The following is a 15,363-nucleotide window of genomic DNA, read 5'->3' as shown; positions in this document are numbered from 1 at the left end:
GCCGATGAGCCGTGGGTCCCGACGGTCCGAACGAGGCGGCCGGCAGCTGCTGCCATGTGCAGCCCGATGTGGCCACGAACACGATCGCAGCCAGCACCTCCCTGTCACCATGCCGGCGCCGACCGCCTCCCTGAGGTCGACTCGGCGCCTCCGGCACCACTCGCTGGAACAACTCCCACAGCTCATCCGGCACCAGCCGCTCAACGATCCCCACACCTGGAGTTTATCGAACAGCCCAAATGAGATGACCTCTTAGTAGGCATGGCCGCCCGCTGCCTGCTGAGCGACTTCGCGGTGGGCTTCGAGGGCTCGGCGGATCACCGTGTAAGTGTCCACGTGGTCGCGTGCGGCCCGTGCTTCGAGTGCCCTATGTAGTGGAGCAGGAAGAAACCGGCTTCGGTTCATGAGGTTTTCGAGGTCGGTAACCCAGCGGCAATTCTCTGGAGCGTAACCAAGGTCATTGTTGATTCGGTCGAGCTCGAGACCCTCTTGGTTACCGTTCTCCTCTGCCCACCGGGCGAAGGCGCGGAAGTTGTCCCAAACCGGGTCCACGGTTATGCCGCGCCCCCCATATCTGGGATACTTCTCAGATTTAGGGTTGTTACACCGCTCCCGCATGTTGGTCCAAACGCTATGAAGACGAGTCCGCGATTTACCATGAAAGCGGTATCTATCATAGACCTGGACTTGGTCGCCCCAGACTCTCTTAACGTGGATACGGGCTTCCGGGTCGCCATCGACGCTCGCGTAGCAGAACGCGCAAGCTGTCGTCTCCAAATTTTTTAGCGCATCCTCCCGAACGTCTCTTTCCCTCTTGCAGGCTGTGCAGCGGACAGGCACGAAATACCGGTTACGGTTGACTGACTGTCCGCTGCGCCCCCTCACGAGCTTCGGGAACGACGGTCCGATAACCTCGTGGACGCCGAGCCTACTGCCGGTCGGCATGTCCTGCCGCTTTCTCGCAGGCAACGCAACTCCCTCCGCTGGTGGTGGACTTGGCCCCAGGTGCTGGTCTCGTCATCTTGCCGGAGGGCACTGAATCGACCGGGAGGGCTGCGCCCCCAGGGTCAGCCGGTAACACCAACTGGTGCAGTACAGGGCATATCAGTCACATCGGCTATCGGTGACCGGGCTCCGATCTTCGAAGACGCCATCCCGGTCGCCCTCAGCGAACCCCGCTGAGGCCGCGCCGCTGAAGTGGCGACTCGACCGCTCACCGGCGGTCGTACTGGGCAGCGCCCACTTGCTGCCGGCAACCGGAGACCATTCAGCAAGGCCGGCAAGAAGGGGATCGGCTTCACCCGGCGGACGGCGACGGAGGCATGAAGGGCCACCAGTAAGGCAGTACCGCCCTATCCGGCGCGCAGCGCGCGAGGGCACGAACCCCACGCTTCAGAGCGTTTGGCCATGGCCAAACCGGATGCCGCACAGCGTCATCCAGCGTCATCATCCGTCACCCGTATGCCCGGTTTTGCCCACATGCACAGCGAAGGCGCAGGTAGTCCCGTCACTCCCCCACGAGAGAGGCCCTTGACCTGCGGAAACGTAGGTCAAGGGCCTCTCTGCCGTTTGGCCACGGCCGAACCACAGCCCATCCACCCGCGATTCGAGTCGTCCGGGAAGGAGCGATAGCCGCAAGTCCGCATGGAACCTCGCTTAACGTACACATCCACTCACACTGTGTAAGCTCCGTGCATCGATCCGCCACTGAGTGACGGGACCTGATCAGAGCCATGGGCCCGTTGATCGGCAGGTCTCCACGACGGTCGATGCTCGCCAGTGCCTCCTTCAGATGGGGGACGAAGGACGCGAGGAGGGCAGTGGTGCTGCGGATGCGGCGTAAACCGTCGCGGCACTGACGCCGAAGCCGGCCGGCAACTGCCCGTTCCCGTCGCGCGGTGTGTGATCTCGCCTTTCTCGATGCACGCCTGGGCTCACGCCTTGACTGGCAGTATGCCCCCGCTGAGTGACGGGGGGTCTGTGATCGTGGTGCGGTGCCTACGACGCAGCCGCACGCCCGCTAGGCCGATGCTCCGCATCACGCGCGCGATCCGATTTGCTCACCGCCGTCGCGGAGCTCGGCGATGATCCTGGAGACGCCGTAGGCGCCGTCCGACTCGCGGTGCACGGCCCGTATCCGGGCGGCCAGCCGGGCGTCGACCGCCTGCCGGGCGGTCCGGTCCGCGGCGGTGCGACGCCAGTAGTAAAAGCTGGAGCGGGCGATGCCGAGGATGGTGCACAGCCGCTTCACGCCGTAGCGGCGCTGGTGGTCGACGACGAAAACGCCGGCTTTCGGCGCTCCCGCAACGCGGCCATGGCCTCGGGGAAGTCCGGACGTTCGAAGGAGTCCTGCATAAGGGAAACGGATTCGGCCACAGCATCAGCCGCGGGCATGAGCAGACCGTCAAGGATCTGGCGCTTGATGATGGCCATGGACGACGGGGAACAGGATTCAGCCAGTTCGCGGGCATATTCCTGAGCGGCTCCCAGCACCTCGCCGCGCGGTGCGGTGTGCTGTACCAGGCCGATCCGCAGAGCCTCCTCCGCGCCCACCGCCCTGGAGGAGAGCAGCATGTCCATCGCGCTGCCCACGCCGACGATGCGTGGCAGCAGCCAGGCCGCTCCGTACTCGGCTATCAGACCGAACCGGCTGAACACAGCGGAGACCTGCGCCTCATGTGCCATGAACCGGACATCGGCGAACAACGCGTGGACGAGGCCCAGGCCCGCCGCACTGCCATTGATCGCCGCGATCAACGGCGTCCCCATGGTCAGCGGAAGATGCGCCGGGTGCCCCAGAACCGAGCTCAAGCCCTCTCCGGTGCGGCTCTGTTGCGTCTCCGATCCGGCAAGGTGGGCCAGGAGGTCCGGGGTCGCCCCCGAACAAAAGCTGCTGCGAGCGCCCGTGACGACGATGGCGCGGACTTCGTCGTCGGCCTCGGCCTCGGCCAAAGCGTCGTAGTAGGCAGCAAACATGGACAGATCCATGCCGTTACGGCGCTCGGGGCGGGCGAAGGTGATCGTCCGCACCAGGCCCTTGGTCTCTATCTCTATGCCCGCCGTGCTGCTGGACATGGGGTTCGCCTCTCGATTGACAGCCTACTGACTCCGTTCAATGATCTGCTTATCATGAAGGCCCTGCTGATGAGCGGAGCATTGCTGTGCGACTACCGAGACCGATGGGCCTGTCCGGCTTGAGCACGTGGATTCCCGGCGAACGTCAGACCGCCCGGCAGGCCGTCGAGCAAGGTCTGGTGGAGGCGGAGACCGCCGAAGAACTCGGCTATGCAGCGCTGCCGGTGTCCGGCGAGGCCGCTCCTGAGATGGCGGTACTGGCCGCACGCGCGACTCTGGACAGCACCGGTACCGCACCGGCCGAGTTGGGCATGGTGCTGCACGCCTGGATGTACTACCAGGGGCACGATCTCTGGTCACCTCCCCACTACATCGCCGATCAGTTGGGCGCTCGGCAGGCCGAACCTCTGGGTATCCAGCAGGTCTGCAACGGCGGCGCGGCGGCTATCGAAGTGGGCGCCGCCCGGCTGCTGACCGACCCCGCCCTCCGGTACGCCCTGGTCACAACAGCGGACCGCTTCGCCGCACCAGGTTTCGACCGCTGGCGCGGGGATTACGGGATCGCCTACGGGGACGGCGCCACCGCCCTGCTGCTGCACCCCTCCGAAGAGCGTCCCGCGGAGCTGCTGCTGCACGCGATCACCACCGTCGCCGCGCCGCAACTGGAACGGATGCATCGCGGCCGCGACCCATTCGGACTGATGCCGCGCTCCGTGAGCGATCGGGTCGACATGCGCCGTACGAAGAAGGCCTTCCTCGAACGAGAAGGCATGGAGGCGTTCACCGAAGCCAGCGGTGAAAGCCTGGCAGTGGTCGTGGAGCGCTGCCTCGCCGCCGCGGGGCTGGCGTCCGACAGTCCGCAGCTACGATATGTCGTTCCTCCCCGACTGGGCGCGAAAACCATCGACCTCGCCTATGCACCCGCCCTTCGCAAGATGCTGACGGCCGACATCCTCACGCTGGGTGGGGACACGGGGCACCTGGGCGCAGGTGACGCCGCTGCCAGCCTGGCCGAACTGCACGCCGAGCGCAAGCTGGCGCCTGGTGAGTTCGCCTTGGTGGTGAGCGCGGGGGCCGGGTTCACCTGGTCATGTCTGCTGGTGAGCGCCGCCTGAGCAGCAGAGGCACCAAGGTGTCCCCGGACCGGGTGGCTCGCCGCGGGAGCCACCCGGTTCAGTGCGTCTCGCCCAGCGTCCTGATTGCCCGCTCCAGGTAGTCCTCGAACTGCTCCAGCTCCGCCGCGGTGAATTCGGCGCGTAGCTCGTCCTCGACTCGCAGCGCTTCCCTGTCCGCCTTCTTCAGCACGGCGCGGCCGCTCTTGGTGAGCTTATTGACAATGACCTTCTGGTGGAGCTGGGAAGGTTCCCGCTCCATCCAGCCGCGCTTCTCCAAGTTGGCGAGCACCGTCGACATCGTCTGCGGTGTCACCATGCTCTCCCTGGCCAGCTGTGCGGCCGACATTCCTCCTGGGAAGAGGGAGAGCAACAGCAGTACGGAATACCTGGGAACGGTCAGGTCGAACTGGCGCAGCACCTGGGTCTTGCGTGAGATCAATGCCTGTTCGGCCCGCTTGATGGTGTTCCCGAGCCTATTGGCGACCACTGCCGTCACGGCTGAAGGAGAGTCCGACGCATGCTTTGTCGCTTTGGAATCCGCCATATCAGTAGTCTCGCATAAGGTAGCCTACGAATCTCCTTGGCGGCGCTGCTGCATCCGAGGCGGAGGGAGCACGCAGGTGAGCCTGGCGGTGCAGGCCCGCCGTTCCTCCTCGTCGCAGATGACGATCTCGTAAGTGGCTACACCGCGACCCACGTGCAGCGGACGGCAGACGCCCTTCACCAGGCCGGAGCGGACCGCGCGGTGATGGGTGCAGGAGAGTTCCTGACCGACGATGATCCTGTCCGGTCCGGCGTGCACCCACGCGGCGAGCGAGCCGAGGGTCTCCGCGAGGGCCGCGTTGGCGCCGCCGTGCATGATCCCGATCGGTTGCCTGTTGCCCTTCACCGGCATGGTGCCCACGACGAGATCAGGGCGACAGGTGAGGATCTCGATCCCCATCCGCGTCACCAGCTGTTCGTCCACGTAGTTGGGGAGGACCGGGACCGGCCCCAGGGACGCCGCCGGCTGCGTCATGTGACTCTCCATGATCGTCGAAGTGCGAGTGTACGTGTCCTGTCATATGGTAGCTGCGGATATTGAGCATGTGTACTGTGACGGCTTCGCCGGAGAGAGGGGAGACCGCTGATGCGCGGCACCATGGTGGGGGCTTCAGGCCCCGAGGTCGGCGTCGTGGGTCTGGGCTGCATGGGGATGTCCTGGGCTTACGACGAGCTGGGGCGGGACGACACGGCCTCCGTGGACGTCATCCACCGTGCTGTCGACTTGGGCTGCACCCTGATCGACACCGCGGACATGTACGGCCCTTTCACCAATGAGGTTCTTGTCGGTCGGGCGCTGCGCGGCCGGCGGGACGAGGTCGTCCTGGCGACCAAGGGTGGTCTGGTGGTGGACGATCCGAAGACGTACGCCAGCCACCGTGACGGGAGGCCGGAGTACCTGCGGAGTGCCTGCGAGGCCAGTCTCCGGCGCTTGGGCGTCGACCATGTCGACCTCTACCAGTTGCACCGGGTGGATCCAGCCGTACCCGTCGAGGAGAGCTGGGGCGCCATGGCGGACCTGGTGCGGGAAGGCAAGGCACGTGCCATCGGCCTCTCGGAGGTGTCGGTCGAGGACATCCGGCGGGCGCAGGCCGTGCACCCCGTGGCGTCCGTGCAGAGCGAGCTGTCCCTGTGGAGCCGCGACGCGATCACATCAGGGGTCTTGGAGTACTGCCGCGAGCAGGACATCACTCTCATCGCTTTCTCACCGCTCGGGCGGGGTTTCCTTTCCGGGCAGATCAACTCGGCCGGCGATCTCCCGGAGTTGGACGGTCGCCACAGGCTGCCGCGATTCCAGCCCCAGGCGTTGGCCGCGAACCTGGCAATCGTCGGCCGGATCCGGCAGGTGGCCGAACGCCTGAACCTCACTCCGGCCCAGGTATCGCTGGCCTGGGTGCTCGCTCAGGGCAGCAATGTGGTGGTGATTCCGGGTACGAAGAAGATTCGCTACCTCGAGGAGAACGCCGGTGCGGCCGGAGCGGAACTCGACGAGGCTTCGATGGCGGCGCTGGCGGAAATTCCGGCGGCTGTCGGCACGCGTTACTAAACGCACTCCGTTCTCCATCGTCAAGGGCGGATTGCCAGCGGACGGATTGCCGAGCAGGCGGTGGAGCGGCAGTCGACCGCCTCGGCCGTCTCCCGTGGTGGTCGCGGGCCTTGCTTCACCCGGCAGCATGGCGGCCACTTACAGGTTCTGACAGCAGGACGAAAGATCGCATGGCTACCTTTGTTCTTCGTCAACCCGGACGCGAGACTCCATCCGGATCTCGCCACGAGAACTAACGGAACGCAGGCACCGTGCCGATAAGGCGCTACTTCCTTCGGCTTGACGGCTCACTGCCCTCAGAGAGGACGAGTCTGCCGAGCGATGGCCGGTACCGGATAGGTGGTCGGAGCGGTTTCGGCGGTGGCACTGAGGAGACGCCAACGCGTTCTCCGTAGGCCCGGGAACCGACTGCAGGGGGGAGAAAGAGATCCAGTGTCTGACGGTGATCGTGTTCGTGGTGTCGTGGCGGTGCTCCGGCCGGCGGCTGTCGTGAACCACCATCACGGATTCCGTTGTCGCACGTGCCCACGTCGGCCACAGGGCCGTCCCGCTGGTCGTGCAGGGGCAGAGCCCGCGGCAGACGGTGACGTACGGGGCGGATCCCCGCCTCGTGACGGTCCCGCGAGGTGGTGCCCGCAGAGGTGCCGGAGCCGCCCTAAGACCCACTCGATCACGATCTGACGCGGTCGGGCCGGCTGACGGGCTGACGCAACGAGTCGGCCGTGCGTCCTCGCCTCTCGACGTGGCGCGGCTGCGTCGTCGTGGCGGCCGACGCGAAATCCCTCGCACAGGAGCGGTCCGGGTCCGCGCGAACGGCCGCCGCCCGCCTCGACCACTTAACGTCACCGGGCATCCGCCCGTCGGCTCAGGCGTCATCGAAGCGGGCTTCACGGCGTCGGCGCCGCGCCGCGACATGGTCGCCGGGCGGCCGGCGTCGCGGAGTTCACCACCGGCGGCCCCGGTGCCGCCACCGGCTCGGCGACTCGGGCCGATCGAAAGGTCACCGTCGGTCCGTAACCCAGGGTCCGGCGTGCAACGCCGCACTCGTCCTAGCGGCTGTCTGAAAAAGGAGAAGGAGAAAGGTGCGCCTGAGGAGTCTGGGCAACACGGGAATCAAGATCGGCAGTATCGGCCTCGGCTGTATGGGCATGAGCTGGCTCTACCAGGAGTCCTCCCGCGACGACGAGCGGTCCGTCCGGGTCATCAACGAGGCTTTGGACCTCGGCGGGAACCTGCTGGACACAGCCGACCTCTACGGCGCGGGACACAACGAGACACTGCTGGGCAGGGCCATCGCGGGGCGACGGGAGGAGGCCGTCGTCGCGACGAAGTTCGGGATCGTCCTGGAGGACCTCCAGCTGCGGGCGGCCCACCGCGACAACTCCCCGGCCTATCTGCGCAAGGCCGCCGAGGCCAGTCTGCGGCGCCTGAACATCGATGTCATCGACCTGTACTACGTCCACCGGATCGACCCCGCGGTGCCGTTGGCGGAGACGTGGGGCGCCATGGCAGAACTCGTCGAACGGGGCACGGTGCGCTGGATCGGCCTGTCCGAGGCAACTGTCGCACAGGCCCGTGAGGCTCACGCGATCCACCCGGTGACCGCGGTGCAGTCCGAACTCTCCCTGTGGACTCGTGACGCGCTGGACGACGTGTCGGGTGGAATGGTCGGCTGGTGCGAGAGCGTAGGGGCGAGCTTCATCCCCTTCGCGCCCCTGGGACGCGGCTTTCTCTCCGGAACCCTGCGCGCCGGCCAGTTCGAGAGCAGCGATTTCCGGGCGGCCAACCCGCGATTCGATCGTGCCGCGATGGAGGCGAACCAGCGCATCGTCGATGTGATCCGGGAAGTAGCCGACCGCCGGTCGGTCACTCCCGCCCAGGTGGCCATCGCCTGGACCCTCGCCCAGGGAGAACGGGTCGTGCCCATACCCGGCACGAAGAACTCCCGCTATCTGCGGGAGAATCTGGCCGCTGCGGAAGTCACACTGACCGAGGAGGATTTCGCGGACCTCGACACGCTGCCCGCCCCGGTCGGCAGCAGATATTGAGCACATGGGCACATGGGCACATGCGCCAGCGGGTCCGCAGCCCCGGACGCACCAGGTGACACCCGCGCGCCGCCTCGATGGACGGCCCCGTCGGCGGACGTCGGGCATCGCCCACGCCCGCCATGAGGCCCACGGCGGGCGGTCGCACACCGGTCCAGCGGCGGCCTCCCGGTTCCAGGCCCGTCGCGGCGTCAGCTTCCGGCGGCCGCCGCGGTCACGAGTTCGCCGACCAGGGCGCTGCGCGCACCGAGTGCGGTCAGCCGGTCGAGTGCCTCGCGATGCTGCGCGTCGTTCTCGCTGGCGGTGGCGTCGGAGACGACGACCACCTCGTAACCGAGGCGGAGCGCGGTCGCCGCGGTGGACGCGACGCCGTGGGCCGTGGACAGACCGGCCAGGACGATCTTGGTGACGCCCGCCTGGCGCAGATGGTCGTGGAGATCGGTGTCCTCGAACGCATCGAGGCCGTGCTTGGTCACCACGTGCTCCCCCGCACGAGGGGCGAACCCGGGAACCAGGTGATTGGGGGCCGCGCCCACGCCGCCGTCGGCGCCGTCGGCGCGGACGTACCGGACGAGGACGACGGCCGAGGAGTTCTCGGTTGCGAAGTGCTCGCGCAGCTTTGCGCAAGCGTCGACCACCGTGCCGCCGCTCACCGGCTGCCACGGCCTGTCGACGATCCACCGTTGCAGATCGATCAGGATGAGTGCCGTGCGCGCGCGGGTCATGATGAGTTCCCCCTGGGACAGATGAACAGCGTCCGCCGCACACTACCAAGGGAAAAGTCGGGTCAGTGGAGAGGTCAATCCCAACGCAGGACGGTCTGATCCTGTGGGCGGAGACGTTCGGCAACCGCTGTGATCCCGCGGTGTTGCTGGTGATGGGCGCCACCGCGCCGGGCATCGTGTGGCCGGACGAACTGTGCCGACTGCTCGCGGCGGCCGGGTACTACGTCGTGCGCTACGACCACCGCGACACCGGGAGATCCGGCAAGTCCGACAGCGAGTACGACCTGACGACGATGGCCGCGGACGCCGCGGCGGTGATCGCCGGGCTCCGCACGGGCTCGGCCCACGTGGTGGGCCAGTCTGCGGGAGGAATGGTCTCCCTGCTGCTCGCCCTCGGCCGGCCCGAACTCGTCCGTTCCCTGGTGCTGCTGTCCAGTTCTCCCCACACGAACGCCGACACACGAACGCCTCCGCGCACCAGACGGCCGGGCCCGCGCGAGCCGGTACTCGAGCAGACCGCGCGACACGGGTCATCACCCCTGACCACGCCCAACGAGCGCCGGTCCATGGCGGTCGAAGGCTGGCGGACGCTGGTCGGGTCGGCCGCACTGTTCGACCGGGTCTACTGGGAGGACCTGGTCGAGCGCGTGGCGGCACGCAGCTGTGAGCCCGACACCTCCGGGCGTCACATGACGGCGATGGATCGCACGCCCCCATTCACCAGCCGCATCAGCGCACTCGATGTGCCGACGCTGGTCGTGCACGGCGAGCAGGACCCGGTCTTCCCCTTGGAACACGGCGAGGCACTGCACCGGGCGATTCCGCGCGCACGGCTTCGGCGGATCGCCGGCATGGGACACATCTTCCCGCCGCACTGGTCTTCGATGATCGGCGAGCTTATCGTCGACCACCTGCGGCGGGCTTGACGCCCGGCCACCGGCGACCGGACAGCCGCGGAGAGCCGTTTCCTCGCGGCACCGCGGCCCCCCCACGGCCGTCTCGGCCACGTGTCGACGAAGGGCTCCGCAAACACCCACGAATTCGGAGACGGTGAGAAACATCACCTGGGTACCCGCCAAAGCGATCTGTGGGCGGAAGATGGCATCCACTACCATGGCATGCACACAACTTTGGGCATTTTATAGCACGCATTTCCGGCAATGGTGCCGAATGCGTGCCGAAGTCGTGCGCAAGCAGGTCAACGGGGGAAGGCAGGCTGCGTGGCAGAAACGAAAACGGTCTCGTCGCATGGCACCACGGCATCGGTTTCTGAGAACAACTACGGGATTCTGGGACCGCTCTCGATATCAATTTCAGGTAAAGAACTGGCATTAGAGTCCGGCAAGCTCCGGCTCCTACTGGCCGCGCTGCTTCTACGGAGCGGAACGGTCGTTAGCAGCGACCGCCTCGCGGAATGGCTCTGGGACGAGCGAAAGCCGTCCAATCCCCGCGGAACGTTGCACACATACGTACGCCGCCTGCGGCTGCTGCTCGGCGACGCCCTCGCACTGGAGACGGCAGCCGGTGGCTACCGGGTCGATGTCCCTGAAGGCGAGCTGGACTTACAGCGCTTCCGCGGCCTGGTCCGGATGGCTCAACAGTCCGAGGGGCTGGAGGAACGGGCCCGCCTGCTGAACGACGCGCTCGCCACCTGGCGGGGCAACGCACTCGAGGACATCCCGTCAAGCTCCCTGCACCAGGACGAATGCCGTTTTCTGGAGGACGAGCGACTGGCCGCGCTGGAGGCGTACTTCGAGACCGATCTCCAGCTCGGCAGGCATGCGCAACTGGTGCGGGAGCTACGCGCGGCGGCGATCGACAACCCGCTGCGGGAGAACTTCTGGAGCATGCTGATGCTCGCCCTCTACCGCTCGGGGCGGCAGGCGGAGGCTCTGGACGTCTACCAGCAAGCGCGCCGGCAACTGGTCGAGCAGCTCGGTATCGAGCCGGGCGAGAGGCTGCGTGCCGTGCACACCGGCATCCTCGAATCGGATCCGGCGCTGACGGCTCCGGACGGTCCGGGCGCCGCCGGGAGTGAGGCAGTCCCGGTCCCCGCCCAACTGCCTCCGCTGGCCATGGGTTTCGTGGGCCGCGAGGACATCATCGACCGCATCACGACCGTACTTCCGCCGGTGTCCGGGCGCACCGGCGTCCCCGTCGTCGTCCTGTCGGGACCGCCCGGGGTGGGGAAGACAGCTCTCGCCGTGTGCATCGGCAGGCGAGTACGGCCAGCGTTCTCGGACGGGCAGTTGTATGTGAACCTGAGCGGCTACGAGCGGGGCGGAGCGCGTGTGCCGCTGCCGACCGAGCAGGTGCTCTCGCAGTTCCTCCGCGCACTCGGGGTGCCCGCGGAGCGCATACCGGTCGACCCCGTGGAACAGGCCAACCTCTACCGGTCGAAGCTGACCGGGAAGAAGGTCCTGGTGGTGCTGGACAACGCCTCCAGCGTCGAACAGGTGGTCCCGCTCATTCCAGGTGACGGGGGCTGTTCCGTACTGATCACCAGCAGACGGCAGTTGCGCTCCCTCGTGGTCACGCACGGAGCCCAACTGATCAAGGTCGACACGCTCAGCCAGCGCGAGTCCATCGACCTGGTCGCCGGAATGATGCGGCAGGCCGCGGTGACGATTGATCCGGACGTCGTACGGGAAGTGACGGCACTGTGCTCCTGCCTGCCGCTGGCGCTACGGATCGCCGCGGCCAACCTCATCGGTGCTCCAGGCGGGCAGGTCGAGACCTATCTCGATAGTCTGCGGCGCGGCAACCGCCTCGCCGCCCTGTCCGTCGACGGCGACACGGCCTCTGCCGTCTCGACCGCCATCGCCCTGTCCTACTACGCCCTGACACCGGACGACCGGGTGATCTTCCGGCTCGCGGCACTCTTCCCCGGCTCTGACTTCACCTCCGCCGCCGTCGCGGTCCTCGCCGACATCAGCGAGGCGCAGGCACGGGCCGCTCTGAGCCGTCTGGAGATGGCGAGTCTCCTGCAACAACCCGCCCCCGGCCGATACCAGTTCCATGACCTGCTGCGCGAGTACGCCCAGGACCGCGCCGTCGAAGAGCACCCCGAGCCGGAACGGGCCGAGGCCCTGGAGCGGCTCGGCCGGTGGTACCTCGCGGGCGCCTGTGCCGCAGCCGACGTTCTCTACTCGGAGTTCGTGCGACTCACGGAACCGGCGGCGCCCAAGCCGGCGTTCGATGCGCCTCAACACTATGACGAGAGCCACTCGATGGCATGGCTGCTGGCCGAGCGGCGCAATCTGATGGCCTGCGTACGCTACTTCGGTACGCACGGACCGCACTACCTCTCCTGGCACCTGGCCGACGCACTGCGGGGTTTCTTCTGGACGGGCAAGTACCGGACAGAGTGGCGCGAGACGACTCGCACCGCCCTGGCCGCCGCCGAGTCCCTCGCCGACGAGCGCGGCATCGCAGCGATGCACCGAAGCCTCGCCAACCTCTACAACACGCTGGGCGACTACGAGTGGGCCATCGCGCATCAGGAGAAGAGCCTCGCGCTGCACAACCGGCTGGGCATGGCCGAGGAGGTCGCGGCCACGCTCAACAACATGAGCCTCGCCCACCTCAGCCTGGGCCGGGGAGGCCGGGCACACAAGGCCGCACAGCAGGCACTCGACATCGCACACGCCATCCTTTCACCACGGCTGGAGGCCACCGCCCAGGGTGTGCTGGGCTTCATCCACTGGACACGGGGTGACATGGACGGCGCGACCGAGTTCCTCACGGCTTCGCTGGCCACCGCCGGCGGACTCGGCCTGCACCACATCAGCTCGTACAGCCTGCGAAACCTGGGCCTGGTGCATCAGGCCACCGGGGAGCTGACCCGGGCGCGGTCCTATTTCAGGCAGGCGCTCGAGGTGTCCGAATCCATCGACTCCTCCTATGACCGGAGCATCTCGCTGTACGGGCTCGCCCTGATCGACCTGGACGTCGGCCGGTACGAGAACGCGTACGACGCGGCACAGCGGGCACTGAGTTCCTTCCAGGAATGCGGTGACCGCACCTACGAGGTCGAGACGCTGTGTCTGCTGTCGGCCATCAGCGGGAGCCTGGGCTCACCGCAGCAATCAGCTCAGTACGCGGCCACGGCGCTCGAAGGGGCCCGGCAGATCGGTTACGTCGACGGCGAGGCTTACGCCCTGGCGCGCCTCGCCGTCGCCGACGGACTCCTGGGCCGCCACGACACCACTGGGAAGGCGGAGGCGGCGCGCTCGCTGGCCGACTCCAGCGCGAACAGGATGGCCCGCAGCAAGATCCTTCTGGAGCTGGCTCAGCTCTACTTGAGCCTGAGCGACCCGGGACGGGCCGAGGAATGCGCCCAGCAGGCGCTGGGCCTGTCGCAGCCGAGCGCGCAACGCCTGAACGTCGCCAAAGCAGAGGAGGTCCTCGGCACGGTCGCCGCCCTCGACGGCGACCAGGCGCGGGCGCGCGTGCACTGGACCAGGGCGCTGGCGACCTTCACCGACATCGGCGTCGCCGTGGACGACGGTCTGCGGTCACGACTGGGCACGCCATCAGACCAGGAGAGGACGGCATCGTGACCACCGCTGATCCGGCAACCGGAGTGCGCACCGCGACGTGGGGCGGCGGCCTGCGCCAGACGCTGATCGCTTCCATCGGCAACGCCATGGAGTGGTTCGACTGGACCGCTTATGTGACGTTCGCCGCGGTACTCGGCCCGCAGCTCTTCCCCTCGGGCAACGCGACCACGAACGTCCTGCAGACCTTGTCGGTGTTCGCCGTCGGTTTCCTGTTCCGGCCGATCGGCGGGCTGCTGATCGGTGCCTACTGTGACCGTCGCGGTCGCAGCTCGGCGTTGCGGCTGTCGCTGCTGATGATGGCGGGAGGCAGCCTCCTGATCGCGCTCACCCCGCCCCACCGGACGGCCGGCGTGCTGTCCCCGACGCTGCTGGTGGTGGCCAGGGCGCTGCAGGGACTGTCCGCGGGTGGCGAGGGCACAGCGATGAGCACGTACGTGAACGAGATCGCGCCGAACCGGCGACGCGGGTTGTATTCCAGTGCCATCTACATCAGCACCACGCTCGGCACGCTCGCGGCCACGCTCCTCGCGCTGTTGCTGCACAACACCCTCACGGCGGGCCAGTTGGGTGACTGGGGATGGCGCGTCCCCTTCGCCCTCGGCGCGCTGTTCGCCTTGTACGGCTGGCGGATGCGCCGCGCCATGCCCGAGACGCCCGTCTTCGACGCGGCGCGCGAACGCCGGCGCAATCCGGCGTGGCAGGTGCTGCGCTCGCACCCCCGCCAGGTCCTCCGAGTGGCCGGCTTTTCGCTGGGGGCGACCGTCGTCTACTACACCTTCGCCTCCTACATGCCGCTGTACGCCCAGGCCCACTACGGCGTGACGGCGAACGCCGCGCTGTGGGCCGCCGTCGCCGCGCAGGTGCTCTTCATCGCCGCACTGCCGCTGATCGGGATGGCCGCCGACCGATTCGGCCAGCGGCCTCTGCTGGTGGCGTTCGGCGGCGGGTTCGCCTGCCTGACCCCGCTACTGTTCGGGACCGTGTCCGGATCAGCCCTGCGGCTGTTCGCGGTGATGACAGCGGCTCTGCTGCTGTTCGGGTGCTACGCGACAGCCGCTCCGTCGGCGACACTGCAGATGTTTCCGACATCGCTCCGGTCCAGCGGCGTGGGGCTGCCGTACGCGCTGGCAGTGGCGCTGTGCGGCGGTACGGCGCCCTACCTGAGCGAGTACCTCGCCACGCACGGCCACGCCGCCTGGTTTCCGTGGTACATCTCGGGACTCTGTGTGATCAGCACCGTCTTCTTCCTCCGTTACCGGGGGAAGAACGGCATCGACCTCACCACCGTCGAAGACACCTGACGCGCGTCCGCGGTGGGCGGTGCCGGCCGGCGGCCGGGGCTCCTCCTCACTGCTTGCTCGTCCCGGTGGGGCGGATCACGTACACCACCCGGTGCTCCGCGTCGGCAGGCGGCCCGTCGAACGCGAGCTTGTACCGGTCGGCGAGCTGCAGGAAAAAGGCGCCCTCGGGGTCCGGGTCGATGCGTTCGACGGCGCCGCGGATCTCCAGATAGCGATACGGCTGCGCGGGGTCGTTGATGGACACGGAGACAACCGGATGGTGGGTGACGTTGCGGTACTTGTACCGGGTCGTGGTGTTGGTGAAGTACAGGTACTCGCCGTCCCAGCTGAACCACATGGGGTTCACCTGCGGCGTGTTGTCCGGCCTGATGGTGGCCAGGTGCGCGAAAAGGGGGCGCTCCAGCAGGTCGCGGTGGCTTTCGGGAATGATCGACATCGTGTTCTCCGG

Annotated in this window: 13 protein-coding genes; 6 read left to right on the top strand and 7 right to left on the bottom strand. The window is 67.4% G+C overall.

From position 1 onward, the window contains the following. From AAW14_RS30580 to AAW14_RS30570, 3 genes are all read right to left on the bottom strand, one after another. Positions 1-214, bottom strand: a 214-nt coding sequence (locus AAW14_RS30580; RefSeq protein WP_265567583.1) for a transposase, incomplete at its 3' end; no start/stop codon positions are given. A 1,824-nt stretch (positions 215-2,038) separates the two neighbouring features. After that, positions 2,039-2,251 (bottom strand): IS3 family transposase, encoded by a 213-nt coding sequence (locus AAW14_RS30575; RefSeq protein WP_265567581.1) that lies wholly within the window; start codon positions 2,249-2,251, stop codon positions 2,039-2,041. Then, positions 2,248-3,075, bottom strand: coding sequence for an enoyl-CoA hydratase-related protein (locus AAW14_RS30570; RefSeq protein WP_265567579.1), 828 nt, complete (start codon positions 3,073-3,075; stop codon positions 2,248-2,250). The genes AAW14_RS30575 and AAW14_RS30570 overlap by 4 nt, the downstream gene beginning before the upstream one ends. A gap of 104 nt (positions 3,076-3,179) precedes the next feature. Between AAW14_RS30570 and AAW14_RS30565 the strand changes: the two genes are divergently transcribed. Next, entirely contained in the window at positions 3,180-4,190 is a 1,011-nt protein-coding gene (locus tag AAW14_RS30565) for a ketoacyl-ACP synthase III family protein (protein WP_265567577.1), read from the top strand. Positions 4,191-4,248: 58 nt separating this feature from the next. Here the strand turns inward: AAW14_RS30565 and AAW14_RS30560 are convergent, their stop codons facing one another. Continuing rightward, the gene (locus tag AAW14_RS30560) at positions 4,249-4,686 is read right to left on the bottom strand and encodes a MarR family winged helix-turn-helix transcriptional regulator (RefSeq protein ID WP_265567575.1); all 438 of its coding nucleotides are present in this window, start codon (positions 4,684-4,686) and stop codon (positions 4,249-4,251) included. Between the two features lie 72 nt (positions 4,687-4,758). Then, complete coding sequence (locus AAW14_RS30555; protein WP_265567573.1) at positions 4,759-5,208, bottom strand: hotdog fold thioesterase; 450 nt, start codon at positions 5,206-5,208, stop codon at positions 4,759-4,761. A gap of 111 nt (positions 5,209-5,319) precedes the next feature. On the opposite strand from AAW14_RS30555, the gene AAW14_RS30550 reads away from it, so the two are divergent. Together AAW14_RS30550 and AAW14_RS30545 are read left to right on the top strand one after the other, a co-directional pair. After that, positions 5,320-6,279, top strand: coding sequence for an aldo/keto reductase (locus AAW14_RS30550; protein ID WP_265567571.1), 960 nt, complete (start codon positions 5,320-5,322; stop codon positions 6,277-6,279). 1,082 nt (positions 6,280-7,361) lie between these two features. Next, complete coding sequence (locus AAW14_RS30545) at positions 7,362-8,327, top strand: aldo/keto reductase (RefSeq protein WP_265567569.1); 966 nt, start codon at positions 7,362-7,364, stop codon at positions 8,325-8,327. Between the two features lie 191 nt (positions 8,328-8,518). On the opposite strand, the gene AAW14_RS30540 is transcribed toward AAW14_RS30545, so the two are convergent. Further along, positions 8,519-9,052: a cysteine hydrolase family protein gene (locus tag AAW14_RS30540; protein ID WP_265567568.1), complete on the bottom strand. Its 534-nt coding sequence runs from the start codon at positions 9,050-9,052 to the stop codon at positions 8,519-8,521. A gap of 65 nt (positions 9,053-9,117) precedes the next feature. Between AAW14_RS30540 and AAW14_RS30535 the strand changes: the two genes are divergently transcribed. The 3 genes from AAW14_RS30535 to AAW14_RS30525 all read left to right on the top strand — a co-directional run bounded on the left by AAW14_RS30535 (position 9,118) and on the right by AAW14_RS30525 (position 14,915). Next, complete coding sequence (locus AAW14_RS30535; RefSeq protein ID WP_265567566.1) at positions 9,118-9,978, top strand: alpha/beta fold hydrolase; 861 nt, start codon at positions 9,118-9,120, stop codon at positions 9,976-9,978. A gap of 234 nt (positions 9,979-10,212) precedes the next feature. Next, on the top strand, positions 10,213-13,614 hold the full coding sequence (locus AAW14_RS30530) for an AfsR/SARP family transcriptional regulator (protein WP_265567564.1): 3,402 nt from the start codon (positions 10,213-10,215) through the stop codon (positions 13,612-13,614). Continuing rightward, positions 13,611-14,915, top strand: coding sequence for an MFS transporter (locus AAW14_RS30525; RefSeq protein WP_265567562.1), 1,305 nt, complete (start codon positions 13,611-13,613; stop codon positions 14,913-14,915). Before AAW14_RS30530 ends, AAW14_RS30525 begins: the two co-directional genes overlap by 4 nt. Before the next feature lie 46 nt (positions 14,916-14,961). Here the strand turns inward: AAW14_RS30525 and AAW14_RS30520 are convergent, their stop codons facing one another. Continuing rightward, complete coding sequence (locus AAW14_RS30520; protein ID WP_265567560.1) at positions 14,962-15,351, bottom strand: PPOX class F420-dependent oxidoreductase; 390 nt, start codon at positions 15,349-15,351, stop codon at positions 14,962-14,964. Between the last annotated feature and the right edge of the window lie 12 nt (positions 15,352-15,363).

Origin of the sequence: Streptomyces hygroscopicus, from assembly GCF_026168105.1 — a bacterium.
In the GTDB taxonomy this organism is placed as follows: Bacteria; Actinomycetota; Actinomycetes; order Streptomycetales; family Streptomycetaceae; genus Streptomyces; species Streptomyces hygroscopicus_D.
This window is presented reverse-complemented; position numbering and strand designations above follow the sequence as displayed.

Coding starts and splice junctions, on each gene's coding strand:
- AAW14_RS30550 (WP_265567571.1), top strand. CDS start 5,320: ATGCGCGGCACCATGGTGGGGGCTTCAGGCCCCGAGGTCGGCGTCGTG.
- AAW14_RS30570 (WP_265567579.1), bottom strand. CDS start 3,075: ATGTCCAGCAGCACGGCGGGCATAGAGATAGAGACCAAGGGCCTGGTG.
- AAW14_RS30520 (WP_265567560.1), bottom strand. CDS start 15,351: ATGTCGATCATTCCCGAAAGCCACCGCGACCTGCTGGAGCGCCCCCTT.
- AAW14_RS30555 (WP_265567573.1), bottom strand. CDS start 5,208: ATGACGCAGCCGGCGGCGTCCCTGGGGCCGGTCCCGGTCCTCCCCAAC.
- AAW14_RS30530 (WP_265567564.1), top strand. CDS start 10,213: ATGGTGCCGAATGCGTGCCGAAGTCGTGCGCAAGCAGGTCAACGGGGG.
- AAW14_RS30565 (WP_265567577.1), top strand. CDS start 3,180: ATGGGCCTGTCCGGCTTGAGCACGTGGATTCCCGGCGAACGTCAGACC.
- AAW14_RS30540 (WP_265567568.1), bottom strand. CDS start 9,052: ATGACCCGCGCGCGCACGGCACTCATCCTGATCGATCTGCAACGGTGG.